The organism is Flavobacterium sp. HBTb2-11-1 (assembly GCF_009826975.1).
Lineage (GTDB): Bacteria > Bacteroidota > Bacteroidia > Flavobacteriales > Flavobacteriaceae > Flavobacterium.
This window is the reverse complement of record NZ_WUMO01000003.1, coordinates 177700-198454: the sequence shown is the minus strand read 5'-3', so window position 1 is coordinate 198454 and position 20755 is coordinate 177700. Positions and strand designations below refer to the sequence as shown.

Genomic DNA, 20755 nt, shown 5'->3' with positions numbered 1-20755 from the left:
AGCAGATATCCGCAGATTTTATCTTTTTGATATGAAACAAGATTAAGAATAAAAAATCCATTTTAATCTGCTAAAATCTGTTTAAAATCTGCGTGAAACAATTTAGTACAACAATTCGATTTACTCAGAAGTCACTCGTTCCAATTTCTCAGAAAACGCAATTTCTTTTCCGTTTTTGAAAATTCTGAAACCTTTTCCCTTTTTATATTTTTCCCCTGTTTTATCCCAAAGAATAGTAATGATATTGCCGTGATACAAAACATTATCCAAACAAAACCATTCCCATTTTTCTTGCGGAATCAACGGATTCACTTCAATCTTTTCATCCGCTCTCGGGCGTAAACCAACCAATCCGGTAATTATTAAATCATTGAAAGTCGAGTGGTTGTAATAACGGCTTCTTTCTCTGTCGCCCATTAACCAATAACCCGTAGTTTCGTCTAAATATTCGCCAATATAAGGTTTTCCTCTGTAATACTGCGACTGTACGTACAACTCCATTTGTTTGAAATAATCTGGTTTTGCAACAAAATCTTGGCTGTAATTATTTAGAACATTTGCCATAGCGGTCAAAGTCTGCGAACTCGCAAAAGGCCAAATCGCACCGTCCCATTCACAAGTTCCCGTTCCATGAGTTCTAAAACGCGGACTTCTTCTTTCAGCCGTTGTTAAACCAAACGGTGCAGAAAATCCTTTTTCATCTTTCACCTGCTCCCAAGCTTTTTCAAATCCTTTTCCTTTTTCAGGAAGATTAAAATACCACGGAATAAATCCGATCGCCTCTCGAACTTGTGCCAGAGTATCTTTTTGTGTTAAGGTTTCAAAAAACTCATTTTTCGGATTCCATAATTTCGTTTCGATTAATCGTTTCAGTTCATCAGCTTTGGCTTTGAATTTTGCTTCAACATCTTTATCGCCTTTTAAGGAAGCCATTTTAGAAATCGCTGCAGCATTTCCATACATATAACTGTTAATCGTAGGTCTTGCATTTTGAACTTTACGCCCGCCGCTTAAGGATTCTTCCATTCCATCTTTCACATCATGCTGCCAAAACAAACCATCTTTACGCTGACGATCTTTTTCCCAAACTGCATAATCCGTAACCATATCTGGGTACAAATCCAACAAGAATTTCTCATCTTTATTCACCAAATAACGATTGTATAAAGCATCGGCTGTCCAACTGCTGAATTTATACAATTTGTTCATTGGCTTTCCATCGTTTCCTCTGTACCAAAGCTTCACATCCTGCTCGATATATTTCGGATCATGAACCCATCTGAATTCGTTGATATGATGTCCCAAAGCACAACTGATCATATTGTATTTATCGGCATACGAACGGTCTACTAAAAACTCTGTAATCGCAAATCCCTGAGGTGTATTTTTAATGTGTTTTCGAGCCGTCCACCATCGATAATAATAAATTTCCTCAAAATTCTGCTGCGGACATTCAAACAACGGAATATTCTTTTCCATCCAGACCCAAGCGCTGTCATTGGGAATGGCAAATTTTAAATTTTCATCTTCCATCGTATTGAAATAATCAACATAATGTTTGAAGTTTTGTTCTTTTAAAACAACCGATTTTCCTTTCTGAGAATGGTCTACAGATTTGCAACTGCTGTTTATACATGCAATTACAATTGAAAGTGTTATTATTTTATATTTGAAATGTTGTAACATTATTCTTCTTTTTAATTCTTTTTACTCAATTTTGTCATTTCGACGAAGGAGAAATCTTCGTTAGTAGCTCGACAAAGTTTGTCGATTTTGATTGTAGAGTTTCTTGCGAAGATTTCTCGTCCCTCGAAATGACAAACTGTACGTAAACTCGACAGGTTTTACAAACCTGTCGAGTTTAATTCATTATTTTAATTCCCAGTAAAAGTATACGTCTGCCCCGCTTTCATGTTCACATCGTAAATATTGTAATTTGGCAATTGCACTTTTGGCAATTTTGCTTCATTAGAAATAATCGGTTTCTTAACTTCTACATCATAAAACAACGGATTTGTATTTTTCCCTTTTACTTTTCTAAGCGAAGAACCTTTTAAAGTATTTTCCACTTTCAATCGGCAATTTCCTCCAATTTTCGAATAGATTTTTAAAGTCGAAACTTTATTATTTTTCCAAGTCATATCGATTACGAAACCGCCTCTTGCCACTAAACCTTTTACGCTTCCGTCTTTCCAAACCGTTGGCAGAGCAGGCAATAACTGAATCGCGTCTTCTTGACTCTGCATCAGCATTTCGGCAAAACCGGCTGTGCATCCAAAGTTTCCGTCAATTTGAAAAGGCTGATGCGCATCTAACATATTCGGATACGTTCCTCCTCCTTTTCTTTGGTCAGCCGTTACCAAATGCAATTGATCCTGAATTAATTTATAAGCATGATTTCCATCTAATAATCTTGCCCACAAATTTACCTTCCAGCCCATTGACCAACCTGTAGATTCGTCTGTTCTGTAAATCAGTGATTGTTTGGCTGCTTGAAATAATTCTGGTGTTTTAATTGGCGAAATCTGATTACTTGGATACAATCCGTACAAATGCGAAACATGTCTGTGATTGTCTTTTGGATTATCCCAATCGTCCTGCCATTCTTGCAACTGACTGTGTTTTCCAATTTTCATTGGAGGCATTTTAGCCAAAGCGTCGCTTACTTTTTTCACATAAGCTGCATCTGGCGAAACCAATGCAGAAGCTTCCATAACATGCGTAAACAAATCAAAAATCAGCTGATTGTCCATTGTCGTTCCAGATGCAATTGTTGCTTTTCCTGTTCCTCCAGCATGTGTATTTTCTGGAGAACTTGATGGCACGACAACCAAATATCCTGTGTTTGGATCTACAATCATAAAATCCAAAAAGAAATCGGCAGCGCCTTTCATGATTGGATAAATTTCTGCCAAATATTTTTTATCTCCTGTATACAAATATCTTTCCCATAAGTCCTGACAAATCCAAGCGCCACCTGTCGGCCACATTCCCGAAGCTGCTGAATCTACTGGAGCTGTAACACGCCAAATATCAGTATTATGATGCAAAACCCATCCGCTGGCATTGTACATTGTTTTTGCCGTTTCTGCTCCTGTTACACTTAATTCCTTTGCCATTTGAACAAACGGTTCGTGCATTTCCTGAAGATTCGTTACCTGTGCCGGCCAGTAATTCATTTCGGCATTTATGTTTGTGGTGTATTTGCTGTCCCAAGGCGGTGTAACCATATCATTCCAAATTCCCTGCAAATTCGCTGGCTGTCCGCCCGGCTGAGAACTTGAAATTAAAAGATAACGTCCAAATTGGAAATATAAAGCCGCCAACTGCGGATCAAATTGTTTAGAAAAATCTCTAATTCTTTCGTTTGTCGGTTTCTTAACTAAATCATTCGAACCTAAATCCAAAGAAACTCTGTTGAAGAATTTTTGGTAAAAATCAACATGCGCTGTTTTGATTTCGTCGAAACTTTTTGGCAATGCTTGCTCTAAAAACGATTTGCTTTTTGCTATTTCGTCTCCAGAAATATCTTTATAATTTTTAAAATTGGTGGCAATCGAAATGTACAAAACAACTTCATCCGCTTTGTTGATACTTAAAACGCCATTGCTGGCATCGATTTCTCCTTCTTTATTTTTAGCGGTAAGTCTTCCTTGAAATTTTACTTTTCCTTTTACATTTTCAAAGTTAGTTCCTGTTCCCGAAAGTATAATCTGATTTCCTTCTGTCGAAGCGACAGTTTTATCAATCGGACTGTTCATGAAAACGTTACAGGTAATCTGACCTGGCTGACTCGCAGAAAGCTTCACCACAATAACCTGATCTGAAAATGCTGTTAGAATTTCTCTAGTAAATTCAACACCATTTACTTTGTATTTGACTTTTGCTGTAGCATTGCTGATATCTAAATCTCTGTAATAATCCGTATATTTTTGATGTCCTGCGAATGAAATATAAACGCTTCCGAAAGTCTGATATGGCATTCCGTCATTAGTTTGCGACATAATATCTTTCGTCGCTAAATCTTGCGCTTCATCAAATTTCCCGTCAAAAATAAGCTGTCTTACTTTTGGCAAAGCCTCGATAGATTTTGTATGTGCATTGCTGTTTGGAGAACCCGCCCAAATAGTTTCTTCATTCAATTGCAAACGTTCCACTGCTGGATCACCAAAAACCATGGCACCTAGACGTCCGTTGCCTAATGGCAAAGCTTCGTTCCAGATTGTTGCTGGTTTATCGTACCATAATTTTAAGTCGTTTTGTGCCGTTGCAGCAAACGAAAAAATTCCAAAACAGATTGCTGTGATTTTAAATTTTAACTTCATAAATATGTTTTTCTTTTTGCCACGAATTACACGAATTAGCACTAGTTTCTTTTTTTTTATTTTTAGCCACTGATTAAAGGATTTTCACTGAATAAAATCTGCCTGATTTGCTAAATCTGCCGAAAAAAAATTTATTCTCGCAGATTTTGCAGATTCAGCATAAAAAAAAATCATTTTAATCTTTTTAATCAGTGGCAAACAAATAATTCGTGCGAATTAGTGAAATTGCTTCGCCTGTTCGCTATCGCTCGGGTCGTGGCAACTAACTTTATTTCTTAACCTCGTAAACCTTCAGATTCTTTTCTCCGAACATTTCATATAATTTGTTGATGTCTTTTAGAGCATTTTTGGGCAATTTTTCTCCTTTATCTCCAAAAACAAACAGCTTTTCTTTTGGTTCAATTACACAAGTTGATTCCTCGATTTCGCCTTTATCATTCTTTACTTTATTCAAATCTAAATTTAAATATTTCGCCATAAACGGATACAAAGCCATACGTTTCGAGATTCCGAAATCATGTCCTTCTTTCGCAAAATGGACATTTTCTACTAAATCTTTTTTTCCGTATAATTCATACGTTCTTTGAATGAACGGAAACTCCAATTCTGGAACTGCTAATGTCCAATCTTTTCCATCCGAGACAATCAATTGCGGTTTTGGAGCCATCATGGCTGAGATTTCAGCATTATTTGTTCCGTTTCCGCATAAGTGGATTCCGCGTCCGCTTTCGCATGGACATCCGCCTGAAAAATGAGACGAAACCATTACAACTGGAGCCGAAACTTTTACTCTGTCATCGATCGCAGCTAAAAACATCGTATGCGATCCTCCTCCAGAACCACCTGTCACGCCGACTCTTGTCATATCGGCATTTTTTACGGTTGCTAGATAATCCAAGAAACGGATTCCAGTTAAAACCTGAACTGTCGATGCAATGCTGTTTCTGTGCGTTTCTTCAGGAAATTGCAATAACGATTCTCCCCAAGCAAATAAATCATAAGCCACAACTATTGCTCCCATTTTTGCCATAATCGCACATCTGTACTGCTCGTCTTTTCTATATCTTCCGTCGCCAAAATGCCCGTCGGGAGTTATAATAACAGCTGCTTTTTTATTCAACGGATACGGTTTATAAATTGATCCTGTAGCATAAACCCCAGGCAGGATTTCCAAAGCAATATTTTCGACACTATAGTCTTTGTAAATTCTTTTTGGAGTTAAAAGTGGTTTAGATTTTGGCATTGGGGGAGCCTTTTCTAATCCAAATGAGGTTATCATACAAGCTTTTAACTCCGTTTTACGTTTTTCCCATTCTTCTTTAGTCGAATAAAGGCTTTCTAGATAAAATAAGCGTTCTTTTCCTTTATCGACAGAAACTTTATGGTTTTCATATTTACGAATGATGTAGGTTCCATCGGGCTGTTTAAAATACATCAATTCGAATGGAGCTAAAATATTGGTCAGCGAAAGCGCTAAATTTCCCGGTTCAATTCTCCAATCGGCATAATCCAGTTCTTTTCCTTTTAATAAACCTCTGTCATCGTTGATTGTTACTTTAAAAAGCGTTTCAATTTTCTTTAAAGTTTCTGATACCGGTTTTCTAAAATTGGTATCAGAAGTGCTTTGCGCATTGGCAAATGTCAAAGCAAAAATGGAAACTAAGATGATGTATTTTAAATTTTTCATTGTCAAATATTTTTTGAATTGCCTCCTGTTTTAACTGGAGGAAAACAAATTGATTTTCAAAAATTGGCTTTAGCCAAACTTATTCATTCGGCTAAGTCTTCTGACTTACTTTATTTTGTAACCTCCAGTTAAAACTATAGGCAATTAATTTTTATTTTTTTGAGCCTACGTACAATTCATAATTCATAATTCATAACTCCAATTACAACTTACATTCTATTGTATAAATCCCAGATCCTAATTCTAAAATCTGCTTTTTATCTTTTTCATTAAAACTTGCCTTCGCTTTTTCATCATTAATTTTTATCTCAGACGTTTTAAGAATAGGCAATTTTATTGTTGCAGTTGTATTCACTGGAATCTGAACATTCAGAATAAATTTGCCTTCTTTTTTCTCCCATGAAGAAGCAATTTTTCCGTAAACCGATTGATAATCCGCTTTCGCGAAAGTCATATTGCCAACAACCTCAGGCTGAATGAAGAAATGTTTGAAACCCGGTTTTTCAGGATCAGACATAATTCCCGCTAAACTTTGATAGAACCACTCTTCAATTTGCCCCAACATAAAGTGATTCCACGAATTTCCTTTTCTCGGATCCCATTGTTCGGTTAAAGTGGTCAAGCCAAATTTAATCTGAAAGCCATAACCCGGCGCATCATAATGATTGTGCATTCTGAACATCGTTTCGTTCTCGCCGTTTCTCGCTAATGTTTGAAATAAATAGCGATTGCCCACATCTCCCGTTGTCAAACGATCGCCTTTTGCTGCGATATCAGCCAGCAAATTCTGCATTACCGCTTCTTTATACTGAGGCTCAACGATATTCATAAAAACTGGAACTGAGTTGCTAAACTGACTATTAGTTCCGTATTGTTTGGTTTCTAGATTGAAAAACGTTGCATTAAAAGCGATTTTAATTTCAGAAGCCAATTTCTCATATTTCTCAAAATCCTCTTTCTTACCTAATAATTTAGCGGCTTTAGCAGTCAAATAAGCTCCGTAATAATAATGTGAAGTCGCCGAAAGCGCAATCGGACTGTTTTTTGAATATCCAGCGGCATGAGTTCCGTAATCGTACCAATCGCCTAATCCGTGAGAAACGATGTGGTTTGTAGATTTGGTTTCTAAATAATCCACGTACTTTTTCATTACAGGAAAATACTTTTCTAATAATGAAGCATCTCCGTAATATTCGTAATACATCCAAGGCAAAATCACGCCTGTTACGCCCCATTCTGGAGAATCGGTAAAATCGCCACCAAAAACCACATATTCTGGAACAATGGTTGGAATTAAACCGTTATCTCTTTGTGAATCTGAAATATTCTGCATGGTTGCAGGAAAGAAAGTCTGCAAATTGTAATTGAACATTAAACCTGGACCATTCAACTGAATTTCTTCTAACCAACCTAATTTTTCACGCTGCGGACAATCGGTAAAAACACTTTGGAAGTTACTTTTTATCGAGTTGTTAATCAGTTCGTGTGTTTTATTGAAAATCTCGTTTGAACACGTAAAACTTCCCGCTTCTCCAGCCGAATTGTAAATGAAATTCGATTTTAAATCTACTAAAGTTGGAAGGTCTTTATTTTTACCTTCTTTATAATTAATATTTTCAATTTGAACATACTGATAACCATAATAACTGAATTTTGGCGTCCATTCTTCTAAACCATAGCCTTTTAAGGTGTAATCGTAATAATACGGTTTCCCTGATCTTCCTTGCGCAATTGTACCTTCTTCATTTAATCCTTCCGCAACCCAAACCCGAATCGATTGTCCTCTTTTTCCTTTTACTTTTATGGTTGGAAATCCAGAAAGATTTTGCCCCATATCAAAAACATAGAAATTAGGTTTCAGTTCTTTTACAGTTTTAACTTCGTATTGTTTTTGGATGGTAACTGGCGGTGCTGTCTGAGGCCTTAAAACTCCTTTTGGAGCTTCTTGAATGACTACTTTTTTCCACTCTCTATCTTTAAAACCTTTTTTATTCCAGTCCTTTTGTTCTAGATTAGCATTGTAATCTTCGCCACCAAAAATACTATTATAAGTAATCGGACTTTTGCTGTATTTCCAAGTTCCGTCTGACTTTACAATTTCTTCTGAACCATCATTGTATTTGATTTTCATTTTAAAAAATAAAGTCGGCGGACCAAAACTAACGAAGAATTTGGTATATCTTTCAGCCAGCGTATTGTACATTCCGTTTCCTAACAAAACGCCAATTACGTTATCTCCTTTTTGAAAATCTTTGGCAGTTAATTCGTAAACATTGTAATTAACCGTTTTATCATAATCTGTCCACAAAGAAGCGAATTGACTGTTGCCTACTTTTTTCCCATTGATAGTTAATTCATAATGACCTAAACCTGAAATGTAAACAACCGCTTCTTTAACTGCTTTTTCTACTTCGAAAGGTTTACGAAGCATGATGCTTCTTCTTGAAAGAGAATCGGAAGCATTGATAATCGAGTCTTTCTTTTCTCTTTTGTAACTGGCACTATGAAAATTTCTTCCTTCTGGCAAATGACTGTCAGCCTTTGTAATCGCTCCAATCCAAATGGGATTTAAATCTGTTTCTAACGGAGCGGTTCTGAAGGTGGCAATTTTACTCCATTTTGAAACTTTACCTTCCTGATTCCAAACTTTCACTTTCCAGAAATATTTGGTTTCGCTTTTCAATGGCTTTCCGTTATAAACTATATGTAGGTTTTTATCGGTATTAACTCTTCCTGTGTTCCAAATATCTCCATCGTCATTATTTAGTTTTTCTTCAGAAGAGGCAACTAAAATCAAATAGGCAATTTGCGATGCATTGGATTCTTTTGAAACCAACTGCCAACCCAATCTCGGCTTATTCTCCACAACTGCTAATGGATTCTCTGCCATTTCTGTTATTAGGCGTACAGGTAGAATTTGTCCTTTAGAAACTATAGTTACTAAAAGACAAACAGATAATAATATGCTTTTAAAAAACTTCACTTTGTATATTTTTTTTCGCCACGAATTCACGAATTTTCTCTAATTATTCTTTGCGTTTTATTTCTCTAATTTAAACCGAAAGTTTAATTCGATTAATTCATCACAAAAACTACGTATAGATTATAAAAATAATTCGTGAATTCGTGGCGATTTCAACTTTTTACAACTTTTTAGTAATCAACGATTCGATATTGAATACTGCTTCTGGAATTAATTTTCCGGTTTGAGGCAGGTCATCGTAATCGTCTGTATCTGGCGCTGTGTCAGGATTTGGCGAATGTCTTTGCTCTCCTGTGCGGAACATAATCCGCTCAAAACCATCTGTTGGCGCGTAAAATATCTTGGTTGATTCTTTTTCGTCATTTACTTTTACAGTGTACTGACGGTTTTTAGCATCTAATTTTACAACTACTTTATACGTTTTATTGGCTTCGTATTTAGCAATTGTATTAAAACGTGCTCCCGTTTTTACTTTCAATTGACCGTCGCTGTCAAAAACCAATCTTACTGAAGGCAGACCTTGTTTGTTTTGGAATTCAATCTGCAATAAACCGTGATTGTTTTGTTCTGGTTTTACTGTAAAAATGGCTTCCACTTTTGATGTAAAAGGAATTACTCTTTCAGCACGAGAATAATCAAAATAATCCTGGTCTCTCAAAGTCAGCCATTTTTTGCCATCGGCTTTCTTTTCGATTTTTGTTGATGCCCATGAAAGATCGTACGTATTCCACATTTTCAATTCTTCTCCGTCTGGAAGCGTATTGAAAACATCATTTGCTTGTTCTGTGACCACCGAAGTTACAGGAACGGGAATCGACGCCACCCAAATATCTTCTTTGTTCATACTGTAACCCACCCAGATTTTTCCGTCAGGCGGAGTTCCATTTTTCTCTGTGATTCCACGAACGTATTGAGGGCCTGCCGATTTGTAGTTTCCGCCGTAACGCATTGGACTTACTTCTCCGTGAACTAACAATAAATCTTTATAATTCAATCCATTATCACTAGTTGAAATCGCCAAAGGCCAACGATATTCTGATGGATTGTAAAGGGTTGCATAACGATTATCAGACGTTTTTTGTCCCCAGATTTTAGCATTGCTGTTTACAAATCCTGGCGCACGCAATGGCATATAATCCCACGATTTTCCGCCGTCTCTACTGATTGAAGTTAAAGCATGTTTCCATAAACCCACCACATTTCCGTTTGGCAAATGGTAATAACTAAATGCTTTGTAAGGTTTCTGTAACGGAATCAGTTCATCGTCGCGATCGGCTTCTTCCACCCACTGCTGTAAAACTAGTGGTTCAGATAAAATTTCTTCGCAGGCTTTTTTGAATCCTTTGTCTTTTGATGCGGTATAAAAAGGGAATTTTGATTTCGATTTATCCCAAGTTTTGTTGTATCTGATAAAATAAATTTCTCCGAAACTTCCGTCTTTCTTGATTTCACGAATTACACGACCAATTCCTTTTCCGTCGTTTGGATCATCTTTTTCATCCATTGCAATTCCGTAATAAGCCAAAGCAAAAAGTCGTTTGTCTTTTGAAATGTAAAAGCCCATTCTCTGGTGCATGATCGCATCGAGATTTTTAGCAACTCCTTCTACTCCTTCTTTTTTCCATCCGTCAGGAATTCGGTAAATTGGGAAAATCACTTCTGGTTTTGTCCAAGTTACTCCATCTTTAGATGTCATCAATAAAGTTTGGCTTGGCGGAATATGTTCCCCAGAAGGATCACTTAAATAATGCAGATAAAAAGAATTATTCCAATACGCCATCATTGGCTGGTGGTTGTATGTCCATCCGAAACCATCTGCTTTTTCTGGATGTTCACGACTTGCACGCATGATTTGCGTCGCGTGAACTCCAACTGCTGGACTTAACATTCCGTGATGGTAATCGATGTTTGAAAGTGTTTTGCCAACATAACGCACCATGTCGTTTTGGGCATTTACAACCGTACACGCCCAAAGAATTGTGGCTGTGATGATGTTGGTTTTTATGTTTTGGAAAGCAATCATTTTATATTTTTTTTGTTTCACGCAGATTTTGCAGATTTTCGCTGATTTACGCAGATTTAATTTTAATCTTTCTGATTTTATAGAGATTAAAAATCTGCTTGATCTGCTTAAATCATTTTAAATCTGCGTGAAATTTTTCTAACTATTTCTTTTCAATTAATTCTTTTAAAACGTCTGCAGAGATTGTTGTAATCGTTCCGTGTTTGTGTCCTTCTGGAAGACTTACTTTGGACGATACATCTTCAAAATGAACAAAATCTGTTGTGCTTAACGCTTTATAATTTTTTGAACCGTAATTGTCATAATACAACAACCAATTTTTACCGACTTTTACCACCGTTGGCCCTTCTGATAAATATTCTGTCAAAGGTTCAGAACTTTTTTGAAAAGGCCCTAAAGGCGATTTTCCGAAAGCTACTTTTATGTTTCGCATGGGTCTTGTGTTGTCTTTTAAAACCAAAACATAATCTTTTTTTCCTTTTTTAACAATCACGCAGTCTATTACGCTGAAACCTGGATCGTAGTATAATTTTGCATCCGAAAACGTTTTGAAATCTTTTGTCGTTACATAATACATTCTGTGATTGTTTTTCTCGTCTTCCACTCCTTTTTCAAAACGGAACGGAATTGTAGATGCCCAAATGATTATGTATTCTTTTTTTACATCATCATAAAAAATCTCTGGTGCCCAAACATTTACCACTTCTGGTTCGTTTTTCATTACGGGTATATACTGTTGTTCTGACCAATGAATTAAATCTTTCGAACTTGCATAACCAAAACCATTTCCGCCTTTCCAATCGGTTGTCCAAACCATGTGATAGATTCCGTATGCTCCTTTTGTGATTGATGGATCACGCATAATTTTACTGGCTCCGATTTCTGGTTTTAAAAATGATCCTTCTAATCCTTTCCAGTTATATCCGTCTTCGCTGTATGCCAAATATAAACCTTCTGTCGCTGGTTCTCTAAACGACGTAAAAAGATATAAATCTTTCTTTTTCTGCGAATAACTCACAGCAAAAAGCGAAAGAGTTAGTATAATGAATATTTTTTTCATTTTATGTTGCGTTTAAACTTTGTCAAAGCTTGAAACTTTGACAAAGTTGACTCATCGATTTTTATTCTGTAATAGCTTTTTTATCTAAATCTTTTCCTTTTTTGATCGCTGTGGTTACATTGTTAAGCACATTATTTTTTAGGAAAATATTTTTAGTGTCTTTTCCATTGGCTTCGATAAAAATATCGGTTGGATTGAATGGAAAATTATTGTTGATCAACGCATTCGAAACATTATCTAATTTGATAACTGGAACTCCTTTTATGGCTGTTGAAGATCCAACATTGTCTAAAATCACATTTTTTGAATCGGATATTTTGAAAGACGAGCCTACAGTTGCGTTCACTTTTACATCGTGAAATTCAACATCTGTTGCTGTATTTACCGTAAAACCTTCTTTTCCGTCCATATTGATGTTCGAGAAAGTGATGTTTTGAATTGGCATTTCAGTAATTCCAAGAATCTGTCCAGCTTTGTTTACGTTTGAAGCCGTGATGTTGCTCATGTGAATGTTTCTGAAAATCGGTGTTTTCTCCGTAACAGGTTCAACTGTAGTTCCTTTATCGTAGAAAAGACTCAAAACGATGGCTTCTTCTTTGATGTTTTTCATGACGATATTATCTACACGAATATCTTCTACAACGCCACCTCTTCCACGAGCCGATTTAATACGAATTCCGCGATCTGTTCCGTCAAAAACACAGTTTGAAATCGTGATTTTTTTGATTCCTCCCGACATTTCACTTCCAATAACCACTCCGCCGTGACCGCTTAACATCGTACAGTTTGTGATGGTTACATTTTCTGTAGCTTTTCCGTATTTACGACCGTCTCCGTCTCTTCCTGATTTGATGGTAATACAGTCATCTCCAACGCTGATGTGGCAGTTTGAAATGTGAACATTAGTGCACGAAGATGGATTGATTCCGTCTGTGTTTGGCGAATGCGGATTGAAGATCGAAATTCCTGTAATGGTTACATTATCGCAGAATTCTGGGTTAATGGTCCAAAATGGTGAATTTTGGAAAGTCACGCCTTCAATCATAATATTTTTACAGTTGTAAGCCTGAAAGAAAGAAGGTCTGAAGAATTTCTTGTCAACCGTTCTTTTGTAATACGGTTCTGTGTAAAGACCTTTGTTTTGCTCTTCCCACATCGTTTGGTATTTTGTTGGAGGTAAAGGTTCTTTGGCGCTTTCAATTCGGTACACTTCATTCCACCACGCTTTTCCTTGTCCGTCGATTATACCTCTTCCTGTGATGGTGATGTTTTCAACGTCTTTTGCATAAAATAAGGGCTGGAAACTTTTCATCACAATTCCTTCGTAACGCATTTCTACATAAGGCAGAAAATCATCGAAGTTTTCCGAGAACTTTAAAAGCGCTCCAGAATCTAAGCGAATCGTGATGTTGCTTTTTAATGTTAAAGCTCCGGTTAAATATTCTCCCGCTGGGAAAAAGATAGTTCCTCCGCCGTTTTTAGATGCTTTTTCAATGGCATTCTGAATGGCTTGGGTACATTTTATTCCTTTGTTGTTTCCGCCTTCCTTTAGGATGTTTATCCAACCGTCTTGTGCAAAAGCGGTGCTTAATCCGGTTATGAAGCAGAGTATTATTAGTATATTTTTCATAGTTTATTTTTTGGTTTCACGCAGATCTTGCAGATTAACACTGATTTATATTTAAAGTATCTGCAGAATCTGCTTAAATCATTTTAAATCTGCGTGAAATATTTTATTCTTATTTTTTGTCATTTCGACGAAGGAGAAATCTCACTAGAAATTCCGTAAAGTAATTCTCCAATCTTTGTCGATTCTCGAGTGTGATTGCTTCGCCAGTTCGCTATCGCTCGTGCCCTCGTTCCTCGGAATGACAAACTGTGTGGTTACTTTGATTTCAAAATCAAAACCCAGTCATTACCATCTTCTTTTTTGCCAGCGGGTTGAAAATTTTGAGTTCCTTTGTTATCAAATGTTCCGATTTTAGTTTTCTTACCATTTCTTGGATTGTACCAAGTTGCTTCGAATTTATCTCCAGCAATTTTTCCAAGTTTTACTTCTATTATTCTTCCGTTATAGGTGTAAAGTAAAGCGTATTTTTCTCCTCTTATCGCTGGAATATAATCGTATTTCTCACCTTGATTTACCACTAAAGAAACATCTGGAGTTCCTTCTAAAAACGGAAACTCTTCCATTAATTTCTTAATGTAAACCATTTGTTTTGCTCCTGGTGCATTGATAGCTGATGTCCATAATTCTTTGTTTCCGTACGCTGGTTTATCGCCTTTTCTGAACATTTGCATTACAGCGTTGTGTCCGTATGTGTAGCCTGCTCCACCTGATAAAACTGACCAATATCCGTAACGACGAACATCGCTTGCTGTCCATTTTGGCTGAAGCGTATCGTGTAAACCGTGTGGAATTCCTTCGTAAGATGGTTCTCCGTCAAGTGAAGGTTTTATTGGTTTCAATTCGAAATCTCTAAGAACGAACTTGTAATTGTCTTCTTTGAAATTCGTTTTTATAGAATCCTGATCGTATCTTCTGTGTCCAGATTGAAACATATTGAAATCTAACCATTTTTCGTTATGGAAGTTTTCTGAAGAATCGGTTCTTCCAAACGGGTGAAAAGTCACTAATTGGTTTGGATTGTTGGTTTTTAAAGTATTTCCGATGGCATTCCAGATATCCTGAAATTCGTTTCCGTGTGTATCACCACCGTTTAGCCAGATTACGTTGGTTCTGTTTTTATATCTTTTGGCCAAGAAATCAGCATAAACTATTGCCTGTTCTTTGCTTACTTTATTTCCTTTTGAAACGTTTGTTCCCCAAACTGGAACCATGGCAACGTAGATTCCGTTTTTCTGAGCTACGTCTAAAGTATAATCTACGTGATCCCAATAGTCGTATTGTTTTGCATCTTTGAAATCATTTCCAGCCGTAATCAACGGTTTTGAAACGTCTTCGTTTATTAAAGCTTTAGCGCCATAAACGTTAACCGCATTGATGTTATGCAAAACCATAACCTGAACTACATTAAATCCTTTCTCTTTTCTGTCTTTGAAATATTTCTCAATTCCTGCTCTGTCCAGTTTTCCGAATGCCAGCCAGCCTGTGTCGCCTAGCCAGAAAAATGGTTTTTCGTTTTCGGTTACAAAATAATGCTGATTTTTAGATACTTTGATTTCAGGCAGAGATGCTTTTGTTTTGGCAGATTGCGAAAATCCGCTTTGTGCTGTCAACATAAAGCTTATACTAAGAGCGTATAAAGATTTAATTTTCAGATTCATTTTGGGTTGTTTTTGAATTTATGTTTTTTGAGTTTGTTAGCCACGAATTCACGAATTTTTCTTTTATAATCTTTATGTTTTTATTTCACGCAAATTCTGCTGATTTTGGCAGATTTGCGCAGATCTAAATTTTAAAAAATCTGCTTAATCTGCTTTTATCTTTTTAAATCTGCGTGAAATTTTTTCTCGCAGATTTGGGAAATTTAGCAGATTTTATTCTTAATTTAATCTGATTAATTCGTGAATTCGTGGCTATTAAAACTTTTATTTTTTCACTACAAAAAGCACTTTTTCTCTTATCTCAGCTTGTGGGATTGTGACTTGTTTTCCTCCGCTGATGTTGGCTTTTTTGGTAATATTTCCTGTTGAAGCATTGATTGCAAATACTTCAAATGTTCCTTTATCATTTGCTAAATCGATTGTGATATCTTGGTCGTTTTTCAAATAAAAAAGATAGCTTTTTCCTTTGTTTTCCAATTTCCAAAGATTATCTGAAAACGTATTTCCGTCAACTAATTTCATTTCGCTTAAAGCGGAATAAAACTGAGGCAACTCGATTTTCGGAATATTTGGCAATGAGGCTCCTGCCATCAAAGCCGGCCATCCAAATCTTGATGAACCGTCTGTTGAATATAAAATGACTTTTTCAGGGTATTTTTCTCTGTATTCACGAACGGCACGATAAACTTGATTGTCGGTTTCTTTTCCCGTTTTCAGTTTTCTGGCGTGTTGTCTTGGTGCTAAATTAACGCCTCCTTGCGGTGCATAAGCTGAACCGTCTTCTTTGTAATACCAATAGCGAATGTCAATTACATCAACTGTTTTTACTCTTTTAGCATCATTTAAAATCGCGTCCTGAACATCTTTCGTAGCACTTAAACCAATTAATCCTTTTTTAACAGTTTCATCTTTCCATTTTTGGGCTTGGTCTAACCAAAATTCCATAAAATGTAACGGACCTGTATATTCGGCACTTGTTAACTGAATTACGTTGCTGTTTTCCTGAAAATTCTCAAATGATTTTCTGATAAAACCTTCATGTAGTTTTCTTCTTTGAGCATTCGTAATATCGTAAAACTGTTCCGCCATGAAAATGCGTTTGTCTCCTGCATAAGGCGGTGGCTCAGGAAAACCTGTGCTGTTGATATTGTTTGCAGAACGCCAAGGCGAACTTGCCCAGTGCGCTCCGGCTTCCAAAATATTGTGCTGAAAATATTGCTGATTGATTAACAATTCTCCGTTTGGTTCTGCAAGCGTTGCGAATTGCGCTAAACGGCTCCAATACCAATCGTTGAATTTTGTTAAATCGTATTTACTCAAATGATCCCAGGCGAAATCTTTTCCGCTTCTTGCGAAAGGCTGTTCGTAAAACGGAGGCCAAACATCGTCATCAACTCTGCGAACGCGTTCGTGATCGTCCATTCTTCTGTCGTACCATAAACCGTAATTATGTTCTAAGGCAACGATATTATTTTTAGTCAAATAATCTACTGTTTCCTGAACTTTATCTGTCAATCCGTTTCCTGTTCTTCCAGGTACAAAACGAGTAATATGTGGTGTTGATTTGTTTACGAAATCATCAGTTAAATCGCCTCTCCACCATGCTACGTTGCTTTGTTTTCCTGCAATTACTTTTCCTTCAAAAGTTAACCAGCCATTTTCTGTTGTTACTTTAGAAGTTGATTTTTCTGTTTTATTTGGAACAACTTTTAAATCGTTTGCATTTTTTAAACCTTTATTATCTGTATTTATCGGATTTGCTCTTGAAGCTTCTGAAATCAATTCTTGCAAACTTTTTGCTGTCGTAGCTGAGTTTTTAGTCAATTCCTCAGCTACTTCTACACTCGGACTTGAAGAAGCTTCTGAACCTAAATCGTAAATAAATGGCTGAACCGGAAGTTTTCCTAATCTGGCTTCTAACTGTGTGTAGAATAAACTTCTTGGACTGATATGTTCGTTTACGTTTTTCCAATGTCCGTTTCCTCCAAATTGTCCCCAAACTCCAAAAGCCCAGTTTTGTGCTGTTGGGGGACTGTAACATTCTACTTTTGATGCCGAAGACTCCCAAATTACAGAATTTGCTGCTGTCCATCCTGCTCCTCTTCCGCCTTGTTCTCTGTTGTTGTAGCTTAAGGCTGCACCGTCGATATTAGCGATGTCAAATAAAACGCCAGTTGTCCAGCTTCCGATTGCTCCGCTATTGTTGAATGGAAGATGTGATTCGCACTGCACAAAAGCATTTGGACCTGTTGTTCCAAATCCTCCCACAGCGAAATCATGATATCCAAATTCAGAATAACAACGTTGGAAAAGCGTCTGCTGACCTTCTGTATAAAAAGTATGTCTTCTGAATGAAGCAATTTCTGAAACTGGTTCTGTAGCAATACAATCTTCTACTGTAATCTGCTGGCTTGTTTTTAAAATCGTAACTGCTCCACCGGCAAAATGTTTGAAATTAACTTGTTTTACCCAAGCATTCCTAGTGTTTTCAATGCTGATTGCCTGCCATCTGTGTTCTTCGTCTTTTGCATTTGAAACATTGAAAGTTGATTTCATTAAGATATTTTCAACTCCTGAATGTTCAATTCTTCCTGGCCATGAATAAACGGTTACTTTTGAAGTTCCGAAAACATCATCTAATGCCATTGTAATTGGAGCATTCAATGTAATTTCATTTCCATTGATTTTGGTCACAACTCGATTCCAAGTCATATCCCAAGCACCTTTTTTCCATCCAATCCAAGAAGTTTCTCCGCCAAAATCCTGCATGTTTACTTCTTTAATGAAATTATCTGTCAAAGGTTTGCTGATTTCTATTTCATCCGAAACTTTTAATTTCGAAGCATTTTTTAATTGGATTTTTTGAGTCCCAAGCGGTGTGTAAGCATTAGCAAATTCAAATGCATCTTTATAAATTTTATCGTTTACACCCAAAATTCTAATTAAAGCTTCTCTTTCTAATCCAGTTCCTAAAAGTACAGTTCCGTTTTCGCCATTACCGCTTCCTCTTAAAACAACTCCTGATTTTCTGATGTATAAGGTTCCGCTAACTTTGAAAGTTCCTTTGTCTAACAAAACGGCTCCGCGAAAACCTGATTTATCTGGTTTTAATGCGCTTACATAATCAATTGCATTTTGGATTTTCTGTGTGGCATCTTCTTCTTGTTTAGAAACAAAAATCTTGTTCTCCAGATTCGGAAGCGCAACTTCAGAATTTCTATATCCTGCAAAAGAAAAATCAGGGATTTGATTTCCTTGACTATCTGTCGTAAAAGAAAATTTGCCTTCTTTGGTTTTTACGATGTCTGGAAAATTGTTTTGAGCTGTGATGTTTCCACTAATAAACAAAGTAATACACATTAATGAAAATGTGTTTTTATAAGAAGAAACTATATTTTGTAATTGATTGAAATTCACTTTTTCTTAATTTAAATTTCAGTGTTTAGATTTTATATTCTTAAAATTAACCTTTTAAAGAACAATAAATTTATAAAATCCTATTTTCTCCAATCTTGTCATTTCGACGAAGGAGAAATCTTCGTTGCTATATTGCCAAAGATTGATATACTTTGTGGAGTTTCTTGCGAAGATTTCTCCTTCGTCGAAATGACAAACTAAGCGGATATTGCATTTAAGAGACCTAACAGGTTTTAAAAACCTGTTAGGTCTTCCTAATTTTTCTATTGTAATAAAGACTTTAATTTCGCCAAAGTATCCATATTATTTTCGATTTTCGTCCAATCAACTTTACTGGTTGGGTCGATTCCGTTAAAATATTTTTCGATGTTGGTGTAACCGTCTCCGTTTAAATCTTTATTGGCATCTGAAGCATCATTTGGATTTAAACCGTATTTTTTCTCCCATGCATCAGGAATTCCGTCGTTATCTGAATCTTTATAGGCTTTTCCTTTGTAAGTTGGATATCCGCCAACTTGGTCAGGATGTGTTATGATTCCCTTTTTATAAGAATCTGCTGGCAATCTTCTTTTGATATATTCTTTTCCGATGTTATTTTCTAAACCGTCTTTAACTTCGATTTTTCCTGTTTTAACTTGTTTGATAATTCTTTCGTCAACTGCATCTCTTTTTGGTATTGTGGCTCCAACATTCGCTAAAACATATTCGTAAGCTTCTTCTGCTCCCATAATTTTGAATGCTGGCATTGAGAAAGGTTTTGACTGTTTGATTGCTGCTAAAAATTCCTTTGTTTCAGCTTCAGGAAGATTTTCCAATTGTACTCCGCCATTCCAGTTATCCGCTGTAACTTCAGGTGAACCTACAATAAAATTTCCTGAAACGTAAGCTCTTCCGTATTGTTTTGGCTCAATATATCCTGATTCCGGTTTTACAATTCTGTGAGCAATTGGTTCATTTTGCGGTGTAATTGGTCCAGGTTTAAAATAATTGTTGATGATGTTCAACATCGAACGATAATCACCTCCATCAAGGGTACGATTCCACCAATTGAATACTACGTTATTCACAAAATTAAAGTCGCCATACATTCCGATAGAAGCATTTCTAGAAATGTTGTCGGCCCATAAGTTACGTATAAAAGTACTATTTAATCCGCCAATTGTACTTCCGAAAGCATGATTATAAGTATCTAAACCTTCTGATGAAATCGTGTTTTGAATCGTGATATTACAAGCTGGCAATTTTTCCAGTTTTGATTTTGCATTTGCTGCAAATTGATGTCTGTATAAAGAAATATTTTCGTCTAATCCCCAGCTTACAGAACAGTGGTCAACGATAATGTTTCCCATTGGATTTCCTCCAAGAGCATCGTCTCTTCTCGTAACTTCAGTTGCACCACGTCTAAAACGCATGTGCCTGATGATTACGTCGTGTGTGTCGATTTCTAAAGTTTCTCCCGCAATACAAATTCCGTCTCCAGGAGCGGTTTGTCCAGCAATGGTCACGTAAGGTGCACGCATGCTGATTCTCTTTTTCAACTGAATTATTCCCGAAACATTGAAAACAATTGTTCTTGTTCCAACGGCTTCACAGGCTTCACGAAAAGTTCCTTTTCCGCTGTCTTCTAAACTCGTTACCACAAATATTTTTCCGCCACGTCCGCCTTGTGTGTATGCGCCACCGCCTTCTGCACCTGGGAAAGCAGGAATATCTGCCTGAACAAAATCTTTTGGATATGAAGCCCAAGGTAAATAAGGTTTTCCTTGCTTTGCTTCTTCTTTGATTACATGCAGATTAGCGTTCCATATTTCGCTTAGTCTTTTTTCTTCGTCAGCCAAAATAGTATCTGCTTTTGCTTGAACCTCTTTTTGAATTACAGGATATTGGGCATAGGCCGACGAAACAAGCGAACAAAATGACAGCGCCATAAATGTTCTCTTTAAAGTACGGTTGGGAAAAATATTTTGCATTG

10 protein-coding genes are annotated in these 20755 nt (G+C 36.5%); all 10 read right to left on the bottom strand.

The features are described 5' to 3' along the window. Positions 1 to 120: 120 nt before the first annotated feature. The 10 genes from GR162_RS08140 to GR162_RS08095 all read right to left on the bottom strand — a co-directional run bounded on the left by GR162_RS08140 (position 121) and on the right by GR162_RS08095 (position 20753). On the bottom strand, positions 121 to 1686 hold the full coding sequence (locus tag GR162_RS08140) for a glycosyl hydrolase family 65 protein (protein WP_160781716.1): 1566 nt from the start codon (positions 1684 to 1686) through the stop codon (positions 121 to 123). Between the two features lie 188 nt (positions 1687 to 1874). Further along, on the bottom strand, positions 1875 to 4325 hold the full coding sequence (locus GR162_RS08135) for a glycoside hydrolase N-terminal domain-containing protein (protein WP_160781715.1): 2451 nt from the start codon (positions 4323 to 4325) through the stop codon (positions 1875 to 1877). A gap of 268 nt (positions 4326 to 4593) precedes the next feature. Then, positions 4594 to 6012, bottom strand: coding sequence for an acetylxylan esterase (locus GR162_RS08130; protein WP_160781714.1), 1419 nt, complete (start codon positions 6010 to 6012; stop codon positions 4594 to 4596). 202 nt (positions 6013 to 6214) lie between these two features. Next, the gene (locus GR162_RS08125; RefSeq protein ID WP_237421330.1) at positions 6215 to 8902 is read right to left on the bottom strand and encodes a glycoside hydrolase family 78 protein; all 2688 of its coding nucleotides are present in this window, start codon (positions 8900 to 8902) and stop codon (positions 6215 to 6217) included. 253 nt (positions 8903 to 9155) lie between these two features. Continuing rightward, on the bottom strand, positions 9156 to 11018 hold the full coding sequence (locus GR162_RS08120; protein ID WP_160781712.1) for a six-hairpin glycosidase: 1863 nt from the start codon (positions 11016 to 11018) through the stop codon (positions 9156 to 9158). Between the two features lie 142 nt (positions 11019 to 11160). Beyond that, entirely contained in the window at positions 11161 to 12078 is a 918-nt protein-coding gene (locus GR162_RS08115; protein WP_160781711.1) for a glycoside hydrolase family 43 protein, read from the bottom strand. Between the two features lie 61 nt (positions 12079 to 12139). Further along, complete coding sequence (locus GR162_RS08110) at positions 12140 to 13708, bottom strand: glycoside hydrolase family 28 protein (protein WP_160781710.1); 1569 nt, start codon at positions 13706 to 13708, stop codon at positions 12140 to 12142. A gap of 254 nt (positions 13709 to 13962) precedes the next feature. After that, entirely contained in the window at positions 13963 to 15366 is a 1404-nt protein-coding gene (locus GR162_RS08105; RefSeq protein ID WP_160781709.1) for a glycoside hydrolase family 140 protein, read from the bottom strand. A gap of 264 nt (positions 15367 to 15630) precedes the next feature. Then, a complete protein-coding gene (locus GR162_RS08100; protein WP_370516234.1) occupies positions 15631 to 18783 on the bottom strand; it encodes a DUF6298 domain-containing protein in 3153 nt (1050 codons plus the stop codon). A gap of 263 nt (positions 18784 to 19046) precedes the next feature. Then, the gene (locus GR162_RS08095) at positions 19047 to 20753 is read right to left on the bottom strand and encodes a polysaccharide lyase (protein WP_160781708.1); all 1707 of its coding nucleotides are present in this window, start codon (positions 20751 to 20753) and stop codon (positions 19047 to 19049) included. Between the last annotated feature and the right edge of the window lie 2 nt (positions 20754 to 20755).

What these genes read in the sequence shown, in the direction of transcription:
- GR162_RS08105 (WP_160781709.1), bottom strand. Translation starts at nt 15,366, where the DNA reads ATGAATCTGAAAATTAAATCTTTATACGCTCTTAGTATAAGCTTTATG.
- GR162_RS08135 (WP_160781715.1), bottom strand. Translation starts at nt 4,325, where the DNA reads ATGAAGTTAAAATTTAAAATCACAGCAATCTGTTTTGGAATTTTTTCG.
- GR162_RS08125 (WP_237421330.1), bottom strand. Translation starts at nt 8,902, where the DNA reads ATGGCAGAGAATCCATTAGCAGTTGTGGAGAATAAGCCGAGATTGGGT.
- GR162_RS08110 (WP_160781710.1), bottom strand. Translation starts at nt 13,708, where the DNA reads ATGAAAAATATACTAATAATACTCTGCTTCATAACCGGATTAAGCACC.
- GR162_RS08120 (WP_160781712.1), bottom strand. Translation starts at nt 11,018, where the DNA reads ATGATTGCTTTCCAAAACATAAAAACCAACATCATCACAGCCACAATT.
- GR162_RS08140 (WP_160781716.1), bottom strand. Translation starts at nt 1,686, where the DNA reads ATGTTACAACATTTCAAATATAAAATAATAACACTTTCAATTGTAATT.
- GR162_RS08095 (WP_160781708.1), bottom strand. Translation starts at nt 20,753, where the DNA reads ATGCAAAATATTTTTCCCAACCGTACTTTAAAGAGAACATTTATGGCG.
- GR162_RS08130 (WP_160781714.1), bottom strand. Translation starts at nt 6,012, where the DNA reads ATGAAAAATTTAAAATACATCATCTTAGTTTCCATTTTTGCTTTGACA.
- GR162_RS08115 (WP_160781711.1), bottom strand. Translation starts at nt 12,078, where the DNA reads ATGAAAAAAATATTCATTATACTAACTCTTTCGCTTTTTGCTGTGAGT.